The 18,149-nt window shown below is 69.0% G+C and carries 13 protein-coding genes; 2 read left to right on the plus strand and 11 right to left on the minus strand.

Annotated features, from left to right (window positions below):
* Positions 1 to 18: 18 nt before the first annotated feature.
* The 9 genes from AC0L5F_RS07235 to AC0L5F_RS07275 form a co-directional block, all read right to left on the minus strand.
* A complete protein-coding gene (locus AC0L5F_RS07235; protein ID WP_473315943.1) occupies positions 19 to 945 on the minus strand; it encodes a cation diffusion facilitator family transporter in 927 nt (308 codons plus the stop codon).
* Positions 946 to 1,103: 158 nt separating this feature from the next.
* Positions 1,104 to 2,297, minus strand: coding sequence for an elongation factor Tu (tuf, locus tag AC0L5F_RS07240; RefSeq protein ID WP_473315944.1), 1,194 nt, complete (start codon positions 2,295 to 2,297; stop codon positions 1,104 to 1,106).
* A gap of 103 nt (positions 2,298 to 2,400) precedes the next feature.
* Positions 2,401 to 4,461 carry an elongation factor G gene (gene fusA, locus AC0L5F_RS07245; protein WP_473315945.1) on the minus strand — a complete coding sequence of 687 codons (2,061 nt, stop codon included), beginning with the start codon at positions 4,459 to 4,461 and terminating at the stop codon, positions 2,401 to 2,403.
* A 92-nt stretch (positions 4,462 to 4,553) separates the two neighbouring features.
* Positions 4,554 to 5,024: a 30S ribosomal protein S7 gene (gene rpsG, locus AC0L5F_RS07250; RefSeq protein WP_473315946.1), complete on the minus strand. Its 471-nt coding sequence runs from the start codon at positions 5,022 to 5,024 to the stop codon at positions 4,554 to 4,556.
* 2 nt (positions 5,025 to 5,026) lie between these two features.
* Positions 5,027 to 5,398 (minus strand): 30S ribosomal protein S12, encoded by a 372-nt coding sequence (gene rpsL, locus AC0L5F_RS07255; RefSeq protein WP_473315947.1) that lies wholly within the window; start codon positions 5,396 to 5,398, stop codon positions 5,027 to 5,029.
* Between the two features lie 193 nt (positions 5,399 to 5,591).
* Positions 5,592 to 6,326 carry a maleylpyruvate isomerase family mycothiol-dependent enzyme gene (locus AC0L5F_RS07260; RefSeq protein ID WP_473315948.1) on the minus strand — a complete coding sequence of 245 codons (735 nt, stop codon included), beginning with the start codon at positions 6,324 to 6,326 and terminating at the stop codon, positions 5,592 to 5,594.
* 34 nt (positions 6,327 to 6,360) lie between these two features.
* Complete coding sequence (locus AC0L5F_RS07265) at positions 6,361 to 9,243, minus strand: FAD-binding and (Fe-S)-binding domain-containing protein (RefSeq protein WP_473315949.1); 2,883 nt, start codon at positions 9,241 to 9,243, stop codon at positions 6,361 to 6,363.
* A gap of 10 nt (positions 9,244 to 9,253) precedes the next feature.
* Entirely contained in the window at positions 9,254 to 9,946 is a 693-nt protein-coding gene (locus tag AC0L5F_RS07270; protein WP_473315950.1) for a GntR family transcriptional regulator, read from the minus strand.
* Positions 9,943 to 11,232: a hydroxyacid-oxoacid transhydrogenase gene (locus tag AC0L5F_RS07275; RefSeq protein ID WP_473315951.1), complete on the minus strand. Its 1,290-nt coding sequence runs from the start codon at positions 11,230 to 11,232 to the stop codon at positions 9,943 to 9,945. Before AC0L5F_RS07275 ends, AC0L5F_RS07270 begins: the two co-directional genes overlap by 4 nt.
* Positions 11,233 to 11,354: 122 nt before the next feature.
* Here AC0L5F_RS07275 and AC0L5F_RS07280 point away from each other — a divergent pair, with 122 nt between their 5' ends.
* A complete protein-coding gene (locus AC0L5F_RS07280) occupies positions 11,355 to 12,482 on the plus strand; it encodes a hypothetical protein (protein WP_473315952.1) in 1,128 nt (375 codons plus the stop codon).
* Here AC0L5F_RS07280 and AC0L5F_RS07285 read toward each other — a convergent pair.
* On the minus strand, positions 12,479 to 12,946 hold the full coding sequence (locus AC0L5F_RS07285) for an NUDIX hydrolase (protein WP_473315953.1): 468 nt from the start codon (positions 12,944 to 12,946) through the stop codon (positions 12,479 to 12,481). The genes AC0L5F_RS07280 and AC0L5F_RS07285 overlap by 4 nt on opposite strands.
* A gap of 46 nt (positions 12,947 to 12,992) precedes the next feature.
* On the opposite strand from AC0L5F_RS07285, the gene AC0L5F_RS07290 reads away from it, so the two are divergent.
* A complete protein-coding gene (locus tag AC0L5F_RS07290) occupies positions 12,993 to 14,075 on the plus strand; it encodes an acyltransferase family protein (protein WP_473315954.1) in 1,083 nt (360 codons plus the stop codon).
* A 244-nt stretch (positions 14,076 to 14,319) separates the two neighbouring features.
* Here the strand turns inward: AC0L5F_RS07290 and AC0L5F_RS07295 are convergent, their stop codons facing one another.
* Positions 14,320 to 18,135 carry a DNA-directed RNA polymerase subunit beta' gene (locus tag AC0L5F_RS07295; RefSeq protein WP_473315955.1) on the minus strand — a complete coding sequence of 1,272 codons (3,816 nt, stop codon included), beginning with the start codon at positions 18,133 to 18,135 and terminating at the stop codon, positions 14,320 to 14,322.
* Positions 18,136 to 18,149: the final 14 nt, after the last annotated feature.

An 18,149-nucleotide genomic window follows, 5' to 3' on the forward strand; every position in this document is an offset into this window, starting at 1 on the left:
GCCAGTGGTGGGTGTGTGTCAGTGGTGGATGTGCGGCTCGGACTGCTCGTGGCCGGCCGGCTCGATCTGGAAGGTCGAGTGCTCCACGTCGAAGTGGTCGGCCAGGCAGTCCTTCAGGCGGTCGAGGACGTCGTGGGCGTCTCCCATCTGCGCGACCGACTCGTCGACGACGACGTGCGCACTCATGACGGGCATCCCCGACGTGATGGTCCAGACGTGCAGGTCGTGGACGTCGAGCACCTCGTCCATCCCGAGGATGTGCGAGCGCAGCTCGACCAGGTCGACGTCGCGGGGCGTGGACTCCAGGAGCACCTCGGCCACCTCACGCAGCAGTGACAGGGCTCGCGGGACGATGAACACCGCGATGGCCAGCGAGGCGATGGCGTCGGCCTGGTCCCAGCCGGTGAAGGCGATGACGCCGGCCGACACGAGCACGGCCACCGATCCGAGCGCGTCGCCCATGACCTCCAGGTACGCGCCCCGCACGTTGAGGCTCTCGGTCGACCCCTGGCGCAGCAGCAGCAGGCCGATGATGTTGGCCACCAGGCCGATCGCACCCACGACGAGGATCGGGGTGGCGGCCAGCTCGACGTCCGAGCCGAAGCGTCTGATCGCGTTCCAGACCACGAAACCTGCCAGCACCAGCAGCAGGAGTCCGTTGAGGCCGGCGGCGAGCACCTCCGTGCGGTGGTACCCGAAGGTGCGGCGTGAGCCGGCGCCTCCCCCACGTTGGGCGACCGTGATGGCAGCCAGTGCCATGGCGAGGCCGAAGGAGTCCCCCAGCATGTGGCCGGCGTCGGCGAGCAGCGCGAGGCTGCCGGTGAGGACCGCGACGACCGCTTCGGCGACCAGCACGGTCACGGCGATCGCCAGCACCATCGCCAGCCGGCCCCGGTGCCGGACACCCGTCCCGTGTCCTGCGGCGGAGCCGTGCGCGTGTGCCATGCCTCGAGGCTACGGACTTCTCGCGACAGTCTCGACCCGCTGTCCAGCACTAGGACGCCACTGAAAATCAGTCCCGGCAGCGAGTGGCCGCGAGACGACGAAGCCCCCACCGCCACGAGGGCGATGGGGGCTTGCGCCAGAGAGCAGGTGGTACTAGCTCACTTGTTGATCTTCGTCACGCGACCGGCGCCGACGGTACGGCCGCCCTCGCGGATGGCGAAGCGCAGGCCCTCCTCCATGGCGATCGGCTGGATCAGCTCGACCGACATCTCGGTGTTGTCGCCGGGCATGACCATCTCGGTGCCCTCGGGCAGCGTGATGACGCCGGTGACGTCCGTGGTGCGGAAGTAGAACTGCGGACGGTAGTTGTTGAAGAACGGCTTGTGACGGCCGCCCTCCTCCTTGGACAGGATGTAGACCTGGCCCTCGAACTCGGTGTGCGGCGTGGTGGAGCCGGGAGCGATGACGACCATGCCGCGCTCCACGTCCTCACGCTTGGTGCCGCGCAGCAGCAGTCCGACGTTCTCGCCGGCCTGGCCCTCGTCGAGGAACTTGCGGAACATCTCGATCGCGGTGACCGTGGTGCTCTGCTTGGCCTCGCGGATGCCGACCAGGTCGACGTTCTCGTTGACCTTGATGACACCGCGCTCGATGCGGCCGGTGATGACCGTGCCGCGACCGGTGATGGTGAAGACGTCCTCGACGGGCATGAGGAACGGCTTCTCGGTCTCGCGCTCGGGCATCGGGATGTAGTCGTCGACCGCAGCCATGAGCTCGATGATCGACTCGCCCCACTTGGCGTCGCCCTGCAGCGCCGGGTGAGCGGCGACCTTGACGACGGGGACGTTGTCGCCGTCGAACTCCTGGTCGGACAGCAGCTCGCGGACCTCGAGCTCGACCAGCTCCAGGATCTCCTCGTCGTCGACCATGTCGCACTTGTTCAGCGCGACGACCATCGCGGGCACGCCGACCTGGCGGGCGAGCAGCACGTGCTCACGCGTCTGGGGCATGGGGCCGTCGGTGGCGGCGACCACGAGGATCGCGCCGTCCATCTGAGCCGCACCGGTGATCATGTTCTTGACGTAGTCGGCGTGGCCGGGGCAGTCGACGTGCGCGTAGTGACGGTTCTCGGTCTGGTACTCGACGTGAGCGATCGAGATCGTGATGCCGCGCTGCTTCTCCTCGGGCGCCTTGTCGATCTGATCGAAGGCCGAGGCCTCGTTCAGGTCGGGGTATGCATCGTGCAGCACCTTGGTGATCGCCGCGGTCAAGGTCGTCTTGCCGTGGTCGATGTGTCCGATGGTGCCGATGTTCATGTGCGGCTTTGTCCGCTCGAACTTCGCCTTGGCCACTGGGGCTCCTCCTGGTTGATGTACTGCTGTGGTGAAAACGTCGGGATGGGACGCCACGAAGCCCCGGTATGGGCCTCGGCCATCCTATGAGATGGTTCCGCGCCTACTCGCCGCGGGCCTTCTTGATGATCTCCTCGGCCACGTTCTTGGGAACCTCGGCGTAGGAGTCGAACTGCATCGAGTATGACGCACGGCCGGAGGTCTTGGACCTCAGGTCGCCGACGTACCCGAACATCTCGGACAGCGGCACGATCGCCTTGATCAGCTTGGCGCCGCCGTAGCCCTCCTCCATGGCCTGGACCTGGCCACGGCGGGAGTTGAGGTCACCGATCACGTCGCCCATGTAGTCCTCGGGCGTGGTGACCTCGACCGCGAACACGGGCTCGAGGATCACCGGATCGGCCTTGCGCGCGGCCTCCTTGAACGCCATGGAGCCGGCGAGCTTGAAGGCGAGCTCGGAGGAGTCGACGTCGTGGTACGCGCCGTCCTCGAGGGTCACCTTCACGTCGACCATGGGGTAGCCGGCCAGCACGCCGAACTGCATGGCGTCCTGGGCTCCGGCGTCGACCGACGGGATGTACTCGCGCGGCACGCGACCGCCGGTGACCTCGTTGGAGAACTCGTAGCCGCCCTCGCCACCGACGACCGGACCCGTGGGTGCGATGCCGATGATGACCTTGGCGAACTGGCCCGAACCACCGGTCTGCTTCTTGTGGGTGTAGCTGTGACCGGTGACGACCTTCTTGATGGTCTCGCGGTAGGCCACCTGCGGCTTGCCGACGTTGGCCTCGACGTTGAACTCGCGCTTCATGCGATCGACGAGGATGTCCAGGTGCAGCTCGCCCATGCCGGCGATGATGGTCTGACCCGTCTCCTCGTCGGTGTGCACCTGGAAGGTCGGGTCCTCCTCGGCGAGACGCTGGATGGCGACGCCGAGCTTCTCCTGGTCGCTCTTGGTCTTGGGCTCGATGGCGACCTGGATGACCGGGGCCGGGAACGTCATGGACTCCAGGACGATCGGCTTGGCCGAGTCGGCCAGCGTCTCACCCGTGGTGGTGTCCTTGAGGCCCATGACGGCCACGATCTGGCCGGCGCCGACCGACGCGATCTCCTCACGCTTGTTGGCGTGCATCTGGTAGATCTTGCCGATCCGCTCCTTGCGACCCTTGGTCACGTTGAGCACCTGCGTGCCGGCCTCGAGGCGACCCGAGTAGACGCGGACGAAGGTCAGCTTGCCCAGGTGCGGGTCGGCTGCGATCTTGAACGCCAGACCGGCGAACGGCTCGTCCTCGGACGGCTTGCGGGTGTCGGTCTTGGTCTCGTCCTTGGCGTCGAGGCCCTGGATCTCACCGACGTCCAGCGGGCTGGGCAGGTAGTCGACGACCGCGTCGAGCAGGGGCTGGACGCCCTTGTTCTTGAACGCGGTGCCGCAGAAGACCGGGTTGAGCTGGGTGGACAGGGTGGCGCGACGGATCGCGGCCTTGAGCACCTCGACCGAGATGTCCTCGCCCTCGAGGAACAGCTCGGCGATCTCGTCGTCGACGTCGGAGAGGGTCTCGAGCAGGCGCTCGCGTCCCTCGGCGGCGGCGTCGGCCATGTCGGCCGGGATCTCCTCGATCTCGTAGTCCTCACCGATCGCGGTCTCGCCGCGCCAGGTCAGCGCACGCATGCCGACGAGGTCGACGACACCGAGGAAGTCGGCCTCGGCGCCGATGGGCAGCTGCATGACCAGCGCGGTGGCGCCGAGGCGCTCGCGGATGGTCTTGACGCAGAAGTCGAAGCTGGCACCGGTGCGGTCGAGCTTGTTGACGAAGCACATGCGCGGGACGCCGTACTTGTCGGCCTGACGCCACACCGTCTCGGACTGCGGCTCGACACCGGCGACGCCGTCGAACACCGCGACCGCGCCGTCGAGGACGCGCAGCGAGCGCTCGACCTCGACGGTGAAGTCGACGTGACCCGGGGTGTCGATGATGTTGATCTGGTGGTTCTTCCACCAGCAGGTGGTGGCAGCGGAGGTGATCGTGATGCCACGCTCCTGCTCCTGCTCCATCCAGTCCATCGTGGCGCCGCCGTCGTGGACCTCACCGATCTTGTAGTTGATGCCGGTGTAGAACAAGATGCGCTCGGTCGTGGTGGTCTTGCCGGCATCGATGTGCGCCATGATGCCGATGTTGCGGACGCGAGTCAGGTCAGTGGTGATATCGGTTGCCACAGTGAGCTACCAGTTCCTTTGAATCGAAGATGGTGCTGGATTCACCAGCGGTAGTGGGCGAACGCCTTGTTGGCTTCGGCCATCTTGTGGGTGTCCTCGCGCTTCTTGACCGCGCCACCGAGGCCGTTGGAGGCATCGAGCAGCTCGTTCATCAGACGCTCGGACATCGTCTTCTCGCGACGATCGCCGGCGTAGCCGACGAGCCAGCGCAGCGCCAGGGTGTTCTGGCGGGCCGGACGGACCTCGACGGGCACCTGGTAGGTGGCGCCACCGACGCGGCGGCTCTTGACCTCGAGGCTGGGCTTGACGTTGTCGAGCGCGCGCTTGAGCGTGATGACCGGATCGGTGCCGGACTTCTCGCGCGAGCCCTCGAGGGCGGCGTAGACGATGCGCTGGGCGACCTGCTTCTTGCCGTCGACCAGGACCTTGTTGATCAGCGAGGTGACCAGCTGGCTGCCGTAGACCGGATCGGTCTCGACAGGACGCTTCGGGGCGGGACCCTTACGAGGCATCTCTACTTCTCCTTCTTCGCGCCGTACTTGGAGCGACCCTGCTTGCGGCCCTTGACGGACTGCGTGTCGAGAGCGCCGCGGACGATCTTGTAGCGGACGCCGGGGAGGTCCTTCACGCGACCACCGCGGACGAGCACGATGGAGTGCTCCTGCAGGTTGTGACCCTCGCCGGGGATGTAGGCCGAGACCTCGGTGCCGCTGGAGAGGCGGACACGAGCGACCTTGCGCAGTGCGGAGTTCGGCTTCTTCGGAGTGGTGGTGTACACACGCGTGCACACGCCGCGCCGCTGGGGCGAGCCCTTGAGAGCCGGGGTGGCCGTCTTGACGACCTTGCGCTGGCGACCCTTGCGGACCAGCTGATTGATGGTGGGCACTACGACATCCTTCTTCTTGACTGTAGGAGAGTCTCGATCTGCGATGCACTCGCCATCGAGTAGCCCGCCTCGAACGCAGGTGAGAGCGACGGGATGTGTGCATCGGTCTGGGCATTCCAGACACAGCGACCAAGACTACCGGCTGACCGACCCCGAGGCAAAACGCGGCCGGACGTGCCACCGGGTCGTGCGGCTAGGAGGTCCGGGGGCCGTCGAACACGGCCCGGGCCTCCGACGAGTCGAAGGTGAGCCGGTCGGCCGGCAGGCGTCCCCACAACGCGAGGTACAGCTCGGTGGTGGTGCCACGCACCGAGGTGTCGGCGTCGGCGTTGCTGTGCAGCTGCACCGGCGGGCCGGCCGGGTCGCTGCCGGGGGCGATGATCCACGAGGCGTACTCGTCGATGGAGTCCAGGCGCACACGCGTCCGGACGTCGGGGCGTTGCCCACGAGCGGTCATGCGGGGGAAGAACACGCTCAGCACCTCGTCGATGCCGTTCGCGGCGACGGCCGGCAGGACGCCCCAGGGCTCGCCGTGCCCCCCCGCCTGGGCAGCGTCGACGGCGTGGATGGTGGTCTCGTGCAGCTGGCGGGTGAGCCAGAAGTCGGCCGTCTCGCGCAGCCGCGCGAAGTTCGGGACGGGCTCGTCGGGATCGACCGCCTGCAGCGCGGTGAGCAGTGCCCCGGCACAGCCGGCGTACCACTCGGCCAGCGGCCCGGTGATCCGCGGAGTGGGCTCGGGCAGTCCGCGCACGCCGCTGAGGACGATCGACGCGGCCCATCGGTGGACGGTTCCCAGGTGCACGACCAGGTCGTTCACGGTCCATCCGGGGCAGCTGACGATCGGCTCGTCGCCGTCGGCGCTGGACGCGAGATCGGTGAATCGGGAGACGGCGTCGCTCAGCAGGGCGAACCGCTCCTGACGCTCCATGACCCCACCCTTCCAGATCCGGTGATGGGCCAGATCAGGTGATCGGCACCGGCGGACCGGCCAGCACCTCGGCCAGGTGATGGGCCCGGACGTCGGCGAGGTCGGTCAGCTGGGTTCGGCAGGAGAACCCGTCGGCGACAACGATCGCCCCGGCCGGTGCGTTACGGACCGCGGGCAGCAGCTGCTGCTCGGCGACCGCGATCGAGACCTCGTAGTGCCCCTTCTCGACGCCGAAGTTGCCTGCGAGCCCACAGCATCCGCCCAGCCGTTCGATCGTCGCGCCGGTGGACTCCAGCACCGCGATGTCGGCGTCGAAGCCCACGACCGACGCCTGGTGGCAGTGCGGCTGCACGACGAGGTGTCGGCCGCTCAGGTCGGGAGCCTGCCACCCCTCCGTGCGCTGCAGCAGCTCGGCGAGGGTGAACACTCCCCCGGCCACGTCGCGGGCCCGAGGGTCCTCCAGCAGCTCGACGGCGTCGGTGCGCAGGACCGCCGTGCAGGACGGCTCGACGCCCACGATCGGCGTGCCGTCCGCCACGTACGGGTGCAACCGGTCGACGGTGCGGCCGAGGATCGATCGGGCGGCATCGAGCTGACCCGTGGTGATCCAGGTCAGGCCGCAGCAGGCGGGTCGGTCCAGGAGCTGTGGCGCGTAGCCCGCCGCCTCGAGCACCTCGATGGTCGCGCGACCGCCGGCAGTGGAGAAGTACTCGGTGAACGAGTCCGCCCAGATCAGGACCGGACCGTTCGGAGCGATCGTGTCCGAGGCGCCCACCCGCGGGTTGCGGCGGTCGGCCCACCGCCCCAGCGCGCCGCGGCGCAGTCCGGTGCGGGCGAAGGTGGGCAGGCTGCGTCGCTGGTCGACGCCCGCCATCGCGCGAGCGACGTGCTTGAGGCCGGGCACCGCCATCATCAGGTTCACCAGGCCGGCGATCGGTCCGGCCAGCCGCGCCCAGAACGGGAGGCGTCCGAGCACGTAGTGGCTGCGGGGGCGCAGGCGACCGCGGTAGGTCTGATGCAGCACCTCGGACTTGTAGGTGGCCATGTCGACACCGGTCGGACAATCGCTCGCGCAGCCCTTGCACGACAGGCACAGGTCGAGCGCCTCGTGCACCTCCGGTGCCCGGAAGCCCCCCGTGACCAGCCGGCCGTCGACCATCTCCTGCAGCACCCGGGCCCGGCCGCGCGTGCTGTCCTTCTCGTCGCGGGTGGCCTGGAAGGACGGGCACATGACCGACGCACCCGTCGGGTTGGCGACGACGCACTTGCCAACACCGGTGCAGCGGTGCACGGCCGCGCCGAAGCTGCCCTGTCCGTCGACGGTGTCGTGGAGCATGCGCAGACCCTTGCGGCTGCCCTGCAGGCCCCAGTCGCGGTGCTGACCCCGCAGGTCGTCGTCGATGGCGTTCGGACGCACCAGCACGCCCGGGTTGAGCAGGTCGTCCGGGTCGAAGACCTGCTTGACCCGGCCGAACAGGTCGATGGCGGCTGCGGAGTACATCAGGGGCAGCAGCTCCGAGCGCGCCCGCCCGTCGCCGTGCTCGCCGGAGAACGACCCTCCGTGCGAGGCGGTGAGTCGGGCAGCCGCGCCGATGAAGTCGCGATACCCCTGTCGGCCCTGCCCGTCGTCGAGCGGGAAGTCGATGCGCACGTGCACGCAGCCGTCGCCGAAGTGTCCGTACGTCTCGCCCTGCAGCCCGTGGTCGGCCATGAGGGAGTCGAAATCGCGCAGGTACGTGCCCAGGGCCTCCGGCGGGACGGCGGCGTCCTCCCAGCCTGACAGTGCCGGGCGGTCCCACATGCGCGATGCGAGTCCGGCACCCTCCTCGCGGATGCGCCACAGGCGGGCCTGCTCGGCCTGCGAGGTCACGTGACGATGGCCGAGCGCCGAGGACGCGGCGGCCACCCGGTCACCGATGGCCGCCAGCTCGGCCGGGTCGTCGCCGGCCAGCTCGACCATGAGGAAGCCGTCGCCGCGCGGGTACTCGGGCACCGCGGCATCGCCCTGCGCCGCGCGGAACACCTCGACCACGCGCGTCCCGAGGCCCTCGCAGGCGACCGGGCCGAACGGGAGCATCGTCGGCACGTCGTCGGCCGCGTCGGCCATCGTCGGGTAGCCCAGCAGCACGAGGTGGATGTGCTCGGCGGTCGGCCGCAGCGTGACCGTGGCCCCCAGCGTGACGCCGAGCGTCCCCTCGGTGCCCGCCATGAACGACGCGACGTCGAACCCACGCTCGGGCAGCAGGTGCTCGAGGCTGTATCCCGACACTTGGCGTCCGAACCGGCCGAACTCGGTGCGCACGGTGGCGAGGTCGCCGGCGACCACCTCGCGCAGGCGCGTGAGGGTCGAGGACGTCACCTCGGCACCCGCGCCGAGCTGGAGCCGCTCCCCCGACGCGAGCACCACGTCCAGCGCCGCCACGTTGTCCGAGGCCCGTCCGTAGCCGAGGGCGCGGTTGCCGCAGGCGTTGTTGCCGATGATGCCGCCGATGGTCGCCCGGGTGTGGGTGGACGGGTCCGGGCCGAATCGCAGGCCGTGCGGAGCCGCGAGCTTCTGCAGGTCGGCGTGTACGGTGCCGGGCTCCACCCGGGCGGTGCGCGCCTCGGGATCGATCGACTGCACCCGGCCGAGGTGGCGACGCAGGTCCATGACGACACCCGTGCCGATGGCGTTGCCGGCGATCGACGTGCCCGACCCGCGTGAGGTCAGCGGCACACCGGTGCGTGCACACGCGTCGACCACGGCGAGCACCTCGTCGACGTCCCGCGGGCGCACGACGACCGTGGGCTCGACCCGGTACAGCGAGGCGTCGGTGCTGTACAGGGCGCGGGCGAGGGTCGAGTCGTCGACGTCCTGCACACCGGCGGCGCGCAGGGCGGCGACGACGTCGTGAGCGATCGCGGTCGAGGTCGTCATGGGTAGCATGCTACTTGGTGTGGGGCGACGCCCACGACCGCAGCACCGCCGGTCCGTCCACCTGGTCGCCCACCTGGCCCAGCAGCAGCGTGGCCGTGTGCTCGAGGTGCTCCCGCATGGCGGTCGCGGCCGCCTGCGGATCGCCGGCGACGACGGCCGCGACGATCGGGGCGTGCTCCTCGGCGACGTCGGCCATCGTGCGGGTGTGGTCGATGGTGGACACGCCGCGCACCGAGATCGAGTCGCGCAGGCGGTCGACCTCCCGCGACAGCCGCACGTTTCCCAGCGCCTCCCCCAGCGCCGCATGGAGCTCTCGGTCGTGACGGGTGAACGCTGCGGCGTCGTCGAGGGCGGCTGCGGCACGCATGGCCTCCAGCGACGCGGTCAGGGCGTCGCCGAGGGCACCGTCCGCGGCCAGTGCGGCACCCGCCGCCGCGGGCACCTCCAGGAGCAGGCGCAGCTCGAAGACGTCCCTCACGTCCTCCGCACGCACACCGCGGACGGTGATGCCGCGATTGCGCTCGATCGTCACCAGTCCCAGGTCGGCCAGCCGCAGCACCGCCTCACGGACCGGGGTCCGGGAGACGCCCAGCTCGTCGGACAGGCGGTACACGGAGTGGTGACTGCCGGGGGCGAGGGCTCCGGTGAGGATCCGTTCGCGCAGGCGGGTGAAGACGTCGTCGGTCGTCGAACGCCCCGTCACCACAGCTCGATCGACTGCTCGAGGATGGTGGCGACATCGTCCTCGCGGACCTCCCGGGGCGCCGTGGCCAGCAGCCGCTGCTGCATCATCGTGCCCTCGACGAGCCCGTCGATGTCCGAGCGGTCGAAACCGACCTCCGCTAGTCCCGACGGAATGCCGACGTCACGCATGACCTCGGCCAGCACCGTGGGCAGGAACTCGGCCATGTCGTCGGGTCGGTCCGCTCCGGGCGCGAGCAGCTCGGCGGCTCGCACGTGCCGGTCGGGGGCGGCGTCGAAGGTGAAGCGGAAGGCGGCCGGCGCACTGAGCGACACGGCCATGCCGTGCGGCACCATCGCGTGGTCGGCCTCGTAGCCCTCGGGACGGAAGTCGCGCACGCGACCGGCGATCGGATAGGCGTTGGCGTGGGGGATGTGCACGCCGGCGTTGCCGAACCCGAGTCCGGCGAAGGTCGCGGCCATCGCCATCTGGGTGCGCGCCTCCAGGTCGTCACCGTGCTGCACGGCGGCGCGGAAGGAGGCCGCCATCAGGCTGAGCGCCTTCTCCGACCACATGTCAGCGATCGGGTTGGCGCCGCAGTAGGGCACGCGCTGGTCGGCCCGCTTGTGCTCGTACGAGGTGAACGGCCGCGCGGTGTAGCTCTCCAGGGCGTGGCACAGGATGTCCAGCCCGGACGCCGCGGTGACCCCCGCCGGCTGGGTCAGGGTCAGCTCCGGATCCACCACGGCGAGCGTGGGACGCAGGCGCGCGTGCGAGATGCCGGTCTTGACGTGCTGGCTGACCACGTCGAGCACGCAGATGGTGGTGCTCTCGCTGCCGGTGCCCGTGGTGGTCGGCACGGCGACGAGCGGCAGCAGCGGCTTCGCCGGCGCCCGGCCGCCACCGACCGGCGCGTTGACGTAGTCCATCAGCTCGCCGTCATTGGTCGTCAGCAGGTTGACCGCCTTGGCGGTGTCGATGCTGCTGCCGCCGCCGATGGCCACGATCGCGTCGAACGGGCCCTCCGAGCGCCCGAACGCGATGGCCTCCTCCAGACTCGCGTCGGTGGGCTCGACCCGCGACCGGTCGAACACGACCGCCTGGAGCCCGGCGTCCTGCAGGCTCTGCGCGACCTCGGCGGGAGCCCCGGTGGCGGCGACGCCGGGGTCGGTGACGAGCAGCACCCGGCGTGCGCCGAGCTGCTGCAGGTCGTGAGCCAGCTCGAAGCGTGCTCCGATGCCGAACTTGAGGCCTGGCGCCCCGTAGGTGAAGACGGTCTCCGGCTGCGCGGGGGTGAACGAGCTCACGGTCGGCCTTTCTGTCGCGGTGTCCTTGGCACCCTACGCAACCCGCAGCGTCGCCGGCCCGTCCCGAGCCGAACCCGGAGCCCTAGGCTGGGGAACCTAGGCTGTGTCCTGAAGGAGACCGCATGACGACGTCGTACCGCCTGGCCGCAGCAGCGGCCGTTCTCGCCCTCACCTCCGCCTGCCAGAGCAGCGCCGGCGATGCGGGCACTGCGCCTGCGACGGCCACGGCCAGCCCGACCCCCAGCGATCCGGACGTCTCGGACTTCGAGTCCGGCCCGAGCAGCCCGCTCGGGTACGGGCTGCAGGTACCGGACGGCGCCACCCAGCTCGGACCGCTCACCCGGATCCGCAGCGAGGAGCTGCTCGCCGCCTACGCACCGGACCTGCAGGCCGGCATGGCGCAGAAGGCGGCCAACGAGCGCGTCAAGCTCGCCGAGAAGCGGGCGGAGGATCCGTCGGCCACCGCCCCCACGCCGACACCGGACGACCGGCCCAGCGACGACACCTTCAAGGTGCTCGACGAGCAGCCACGGCCCGACACGATCATCTCGGTGATGCGCATCGACGACAAGCCGACGCTCGTCGTCCGCAGGATGCTGGCCCAGCTGGCGGCCATGATGCCCGACGCCGGTGTGCCCAGCGGGCTGACGCCCTGGTGCTCGTCGACCGACAACCGGGTCACCGGGTGCCGTCTCGGTCTCACCGGCACGACCTCGGACAAGCGGCGGGTGCGCGTCATCCTCACGGTCGATCCGGGCAACGTCGCCACCCGCACCGCTGCGCCCTCGGCTCTGCGCCGCCCGGTGATGACCCTGCAGCTCAAGTACATCGGTGACCCCCGAGCCGGTCAGGCGAAGCGGGCGTCCACCAACCTCGGCGACGTGGCGCGGGTGTCCAACGAGGACCCGTCCGGCCTGATCTGGCCGAGCATGGATCTGGACGCGCCCCCGGGCACGCCGCTGGCCGACGGCTTCGTCGCTCCTGCGAGCTCGACGATCCTGATCAGCGGCTTCGAACCGTCCTTCGTCGAGCTGACCACCGACAAGGCGGCGACCGCCGACAACCTGGCTGAGCAGTGGGTGGCCGACCGCGCGGACGAGGTCACCAAGGACGTGGCGGTCGAGCTGAACGAGGTTGGGACCACCTACAGCGGCAGCAAGGACGGCACCTTCTACCGCGCCACGTACGTGCTGTCCGCACGCGGCAACTACGTGCTGCTGATGGTCTACCCGCCCGGTTACACGTACTAGTCGCCCTGCTCGAACAGGTGTCGGCGCTGGAGGCAGTGCGTCACCATCGAGAGCACGGGAAGATCGGCGATCTCGTGCACCGGCACCCACGCGGCGCGGTCGGTGCTGCCCCCGACGTCGAGCACCTCCAGCGGGGCGTGCGGATCGACCGTCACGGCGTACAGCAGGTGGACACCGTGGTAGTCCTCGTACCCGTCGTCCCGGCCGACGTCGACGACGTGCACGTCGTGCACGTCCACGAGATGCGCCTGCGTGGCGGTCAGCCCGGTCTCCTCGTGCAGCTCGCGGCGGACGGCGTCGTGGGGAGACTCTCCGTGATCGACGCCGCCGCCGGGCAGGGTCCAGGACCCGGGCGGATAGCCCACCGGCGAGATGCGGGTCAGGAGCATCCGGTCGACGCCGCCGACCACGGCGAAGGCGACCGCGTAGGCGCCCAGGCGCTGGGTGCGGTGTGCGTCGTGCATCGCTTCCTTTCCGGTCGACGGGAGCCGACCCATAGAATCGCAGACGATGAGCGCCCTCGAACCACTGCCGGTCGTCACGTCCGCTCCGAAGGAGCGCGTGGCGTATCTCGACAACGCCCGCTACTGGGTCATGCTGCTCGTCGTCATCGGCCACTCGCTGACGCAGTTCGTGGCCATGGACTCCGCCCGCGCGGTCTACGTGTGGATCTACTCGTTCCACATGCCGTTCTTCATCCTCATCTCCGGCTACACGGCCCGGCGGTACATGGGTGATGCGCGTCAGGTGCGGCGCATCATCAGCACGCTGGTCGTCCCCTACCTGCTGGTCGAGACCTCGCTGCAGCTGCTGATGCGGCACTACACCGGCAAGCCCGACCCGCTGGCGCTGCTGTCACCGCAGTGGCTGGGCTGGTTCCTCGCGGCGTTGTTCGTGTGGCGCCTCACCACGCCGATCTGGCGTGCACTGAAGTACCCCATCACCACCTCGATCGTGATCTCGCTGCTGGTCGGTCTCATCGAGGTCCCCAACGTGCTCGCCCTGCCCAAGATCCTCGGGTTCCTGCCGTTCTACGTGGTCGGCCTGCACATGACCCGCGAACGATTCCTGATGCTGTCTCGGACGCCGGTCCGGGTGGCATCGGCCATCGTCCTCGGCGTCACCTTCGTGGTCTGCTACCTGTACTCGCGCCACTGGACCATCGACTGGTTGCTGTACAAGGCGCGCTACGACGAGTCGCCGCTGAACGCCACGTCGTGGGCCGGCATCACCCAGCGTGCCGAGCTGCTGGTCATCGGCTTCGTCCTCACCTTCGCCGCACTGGCGCTGGTGCCGCGACGCCGCTCGTGGACCACGAGCTTCGGTGAGCGCACCTTCTACTGCTACCTGCTGCACGGATTCGTCATCTTGATCCTCAACCAGCAGTTCGGTGTGTTCGACCGCCTCGAGGGCTACGGCGCGCTGGCCGTGCTCGGCACCATCGTCGCCGCCACGGCGCTCGCCAACGTCCTGATGCTGCCGGTGGTCAAGCGGATCTTCCAGCCGCTCTTCGAACCGAAGCTCACCTGGTTCTTTCGCGAGATCCCGAGCGAGCGGAGCGAGCGAGCGGTCGAGCGCGCCAGCGGAGCGTGAGCGTCCCGCGGCGCAGCCGCCCGCCGGCGAGGCGTGGTGAGGTCGCGTGCTCGCTCGAGCCCCCCGGGTGCACCCGCCTCGGTCGCTCGTTCCTCGCTCCCTCACGTTCGTCGCTGGCGCTCCTCACTGGCGAGCAGGTGACTCCTCAGCGGACCTCCGTGACTCGTCAGCATTCCTGCGTGACTCGTCAGCGGACGACGAAGGCCCCCACCGTGCGGTGGGGGCCTTCGTCGTGCGGTTCAGATCAGCTGTTCTCGAACGAGAAGTCGCTGTCGTCGAGCATCACCGGGGCGGACTCGCCGCCGAAGCCGTAGTCGTAGTCGCCGTAGCCGGTGACGGCGTAGGCGGCCTGACGGGCCTCTTCGGTGGGCTCCACCTTGATGTTGCGGTACCGATCCAGGCCGGTGCCGGCCGGGATCAGCTTGCCGATGATGATGTTCTCCTTCAGGCCGCGCAGCGAGTCGGACTTGCCGTGGATCGCCGCGTCGGTGAGGACACGGGTCGTCTCCTGGAAGGAGGCGGCCGACAGCCACGACTCGACGGCCAGCGAGGCCTTCGTGATGCCCATCAGGACCGGGCGGCCGGAGGCGGGAGTGCCGCCCTCGGCCACGACGCGGCGGTTCTCCTCCTCGAAGACCGAACGGTCGACCAGGTCGCCCGGGATGAGCTGGGCTGCGCCCTGCTCGATCACGGTGACGCGACGCAGCATCTGACGCACGATGATCTCGATGTGCTTGTCGTGGATGGCCACACCCTGCGAGCGGTAGACCTCCTGGACCTCGTCCACGAGGTGCTCCTGCGCTCGACGGACACCCAGGATGCGCAGGACCTCCTGCGGGTTGGGCGTGCCGTGCGTGAGCTGCTGGCCGACCTCGACGTGGTCACCGTCGGAGATCAGCAGCCGCGCACGCTTGGTGACCGGGTACTCGAACGGCTCGCTGCCGTCGTCGGGGGTGACGACGAGCTTGCGCGACTTGTCCGAGTCGTCGATCGCGACGCGACCGGCGGCCTCGGTGATCGGCGCCTGACCCTTGGGGTTGCGGGCCTCGAACAGCTCGACCACGCGCGGCAGACCGTGCGTGATGTCGTCGCCGGCCACACCACCGGTGTGGAAGGTACGCATCGTCAGCTGGGTGCCGGGCTCACCGATCGACTGGGCGGCGATGGTGCCGACCGCCTCGCCGATGTCGACGAGCTTGCCGGTGGCCAGCGAACGGCCGTAGCACTTGGCGCACGTGCCGGCCTTGGCCTCGCACGTGAGGACCGTGCGCACCTTGACCTCCGTGACACCGGCCGCGATGAGCTGCTCGATCTCGACGTCGCCGAGGTCACCGCCGGCGGGCACCAGCACGGTGCCCTTGTCGTCGGTGATGTCGACGGCAGCAGCGCGGGCGTAGGCCGAGGTCTCGACGTTCTCGTCGGCGACGGCCTTGCCCTCGTCGTTCACGACCGCGATGAGCTTGGGCAGGCCACGCTCGGTGCCACAGTCCTCCTCGCGGATGATGACGTCCTGGCTGACGTCGACGAGTCGACGCGTCAGGTAGCCGGAGTCGGCGGTGCGCAGTGCCGTGTCGGCCAGGCCCTTGCGGGCACCGTGGGTGGCGATGAAGTACTCGACCACCGACAGGCCCTCGCGGAAGTTGGCCTTGATCGGACGCGGGATGATCTCACCCTTGGGGTTGGCCACCAGGCCTCGCATGCCGGCGATCTGACGCACCTGCATCATGTTGCCGCGAGCACCGGAGTGGACCATCATCCAGATCGGGTTGTCCTCGTCGAAGCCCTTCTCCATCTCGGCTGCGACCTCGGCCGTGGCCTGGGTCCAGATCTCGATCAGCTCCTGACGACGCTCGTCCTCGGTGATCAGACCGCGGTCGAACTGCGTCTGCACCTTGGCGGCCTGGGTCTCGTAGCCACCCAGGATCTCCTGCTTGCGCGGCGGCGTGACGACGTCCTCGATCGACACGGTGACACCGGAGCGCGTGCCCCAGTGGAAGCCGGTGTCCTTGAGGTTGTCCAGCGCGTTGGCCACGTCGACCTTGGAGTAGCGCTCGGCCAGGTCGTTGACGATCACGCCCAGCTGCGACTTGCCGATCTGGTGGTTCACGTACGGGTAGTCGACCGGCAGCGCCTCGTTGAAGATGGCGCGACCCAGCGTGGTCTCGTGCGTGGTGCCGTCGATGCGCACCTTGATGTGGCTCTGCAGCGTGATCTCGTGACGCTCGAAGGCCATGGTGGCCTCCGAGACCGACGTGAACGCGCGGCCCTCGCCGACGTGACCCTCACGCTCGAGCGTCAGGAAGTACAGACCGATGATCATGTCCTGGGTGGGCATGGTGACCGGTCGGCCGTCCGACGGCTTGAGGATGTTGTTGGTCGAGAGCATCAGCACGCGGGCCTCGGCCTGCGCCTCGGCGCTCAGCGGCAGGTGCACGGCCATCTGGTCACCGTCGAAGTCGGCGTTGAACGCCGAGCACACGAGCGGGTGGATCTGGATGGCCTTGCCCTCGATGAGCTGCGGCTCGAACGCCTGGATGCCCAGACGGTGCAGGGTGGGTGCGCGGTTGAGCAGCACGGGGTGCTCGGTGATGACCTCTTCGAGGACGTCCCACACGACCGGTCGTGAACGCTCGACCATGCGCTTGGCGCTCTTGATGTTCTGCGCGTGGTTGAGGTCGACCAGCCGCTTCATGACGAACGGCTTGAACAGCTCGAGCGCCATCTGCTTGGGCAGACCGCACTGGTGCAGCTTCAGCTGCGGGCCGACGACGATGACCGAGCGGCCCGAGTAGTCGACGCGCTTGCCGAGCAGGTTCTGACGGAACCGGCCCTGCTTGCCCTTGAGCATGTCCGAGATCGACTTGAGCGGGCGGTTGCCCGGCCCGGTGACCGGACGACCACGACGGCCGTTGTCGAACAGCGAGTCGACGGCCTCCTGCAGCATCCGCTTCTCGTTGTTGACGATGATCTCGGGGGCACCGAGGTCGAGCAGTCGCTTGAGGCGGTTGTTGCGGTTGATGACGCGGCGGTACAGGTCGTTGAGGTCCGAGGTGGCGAAGCGGCCACCGTCGAGCTGGACCATGGGACGCAGCTCCGGCGGGATCACCGGGACGGCGTCGAGGACCATGCCCTCGGGCGCGTTCTGGCTGCCCAGGAACGCCGAGACGACCTTGAGACGCTTGAGCGCGCGGGTCTTCTTCTGTCCCTTGCCGGTGGCGATGATCTCGCGCAGCGACTCGGCCTCGGCCTCGAGGTCGAAGTCCTGGAGGCGCTTCTGGATCGCCGCAGCGCCCATGTGGCCCTCGAAGTACTTGCCGAAGCGGTAGGTCATGTCGCGGTAGAGCAGCTCGTCACCCTCCAGGTCCTGGACCTTGAGGTTCTTGAAGCGGTCCCAGACCTGGTCGAGACGGTTGATCTCGCGGTCGGCGCGATCGCGGATCTGCTTGGCCTCGCGCTCGGCGCCGTCCTTGACCTTGCGCTTGGCGTCGGCCTTGGCGCCCTCGTCCTCGAGTGCCTTGAGGTCGTCCTCGAGCTTCTTCATGCGGTCGTTGACCGCGTTGTCGCGACGCTCCTCGAGCTGCTTGCGCTCCAGGCCGATCTTGTCCTCGAGGCTCGACAGGTCCTGGTGGCGAGCGTCCTCGTCGACCCGCGTGATCATGTACGCGGCGAAGTAGATGACCTTCTCGAGGTCCTTCGGCGCGAGATCCAGCAGGTAGCCGAGGCGGCTCGGCACACCCTTGAAGTACCAGATGTGCGTGACCGGCGCGGCGAGCTCGATGTGGCCCATGCGCTCGCGGCGCACCTTGGAGCGCGTGACCTCGACGCCACAGCGCTCGCACACGATGCCCTTGAAGCGCACCCGCTTGTACTTGCCGCAGTAGCACTCCCAGTCCCGGGTGGGACCGAAGATCTTCTCGCAGAAGAGACCGTCGCGCTCGGGCTTGAGCGTGCGGTAGTTGATCGTCTCGGGCTTCTTGACCTCGCCGAAGGACCATCCTCGGATGTCGTCAGCGGTCGCAAGGCCGATCTTGATGCGATCGAAGTAGTTCACGTCCAGCACAGTGAGCTTCTTTC

The sequence above is a fragment of the Aeromicrobium sp. 10G20-16 genome (assembly GCF_055809665.1).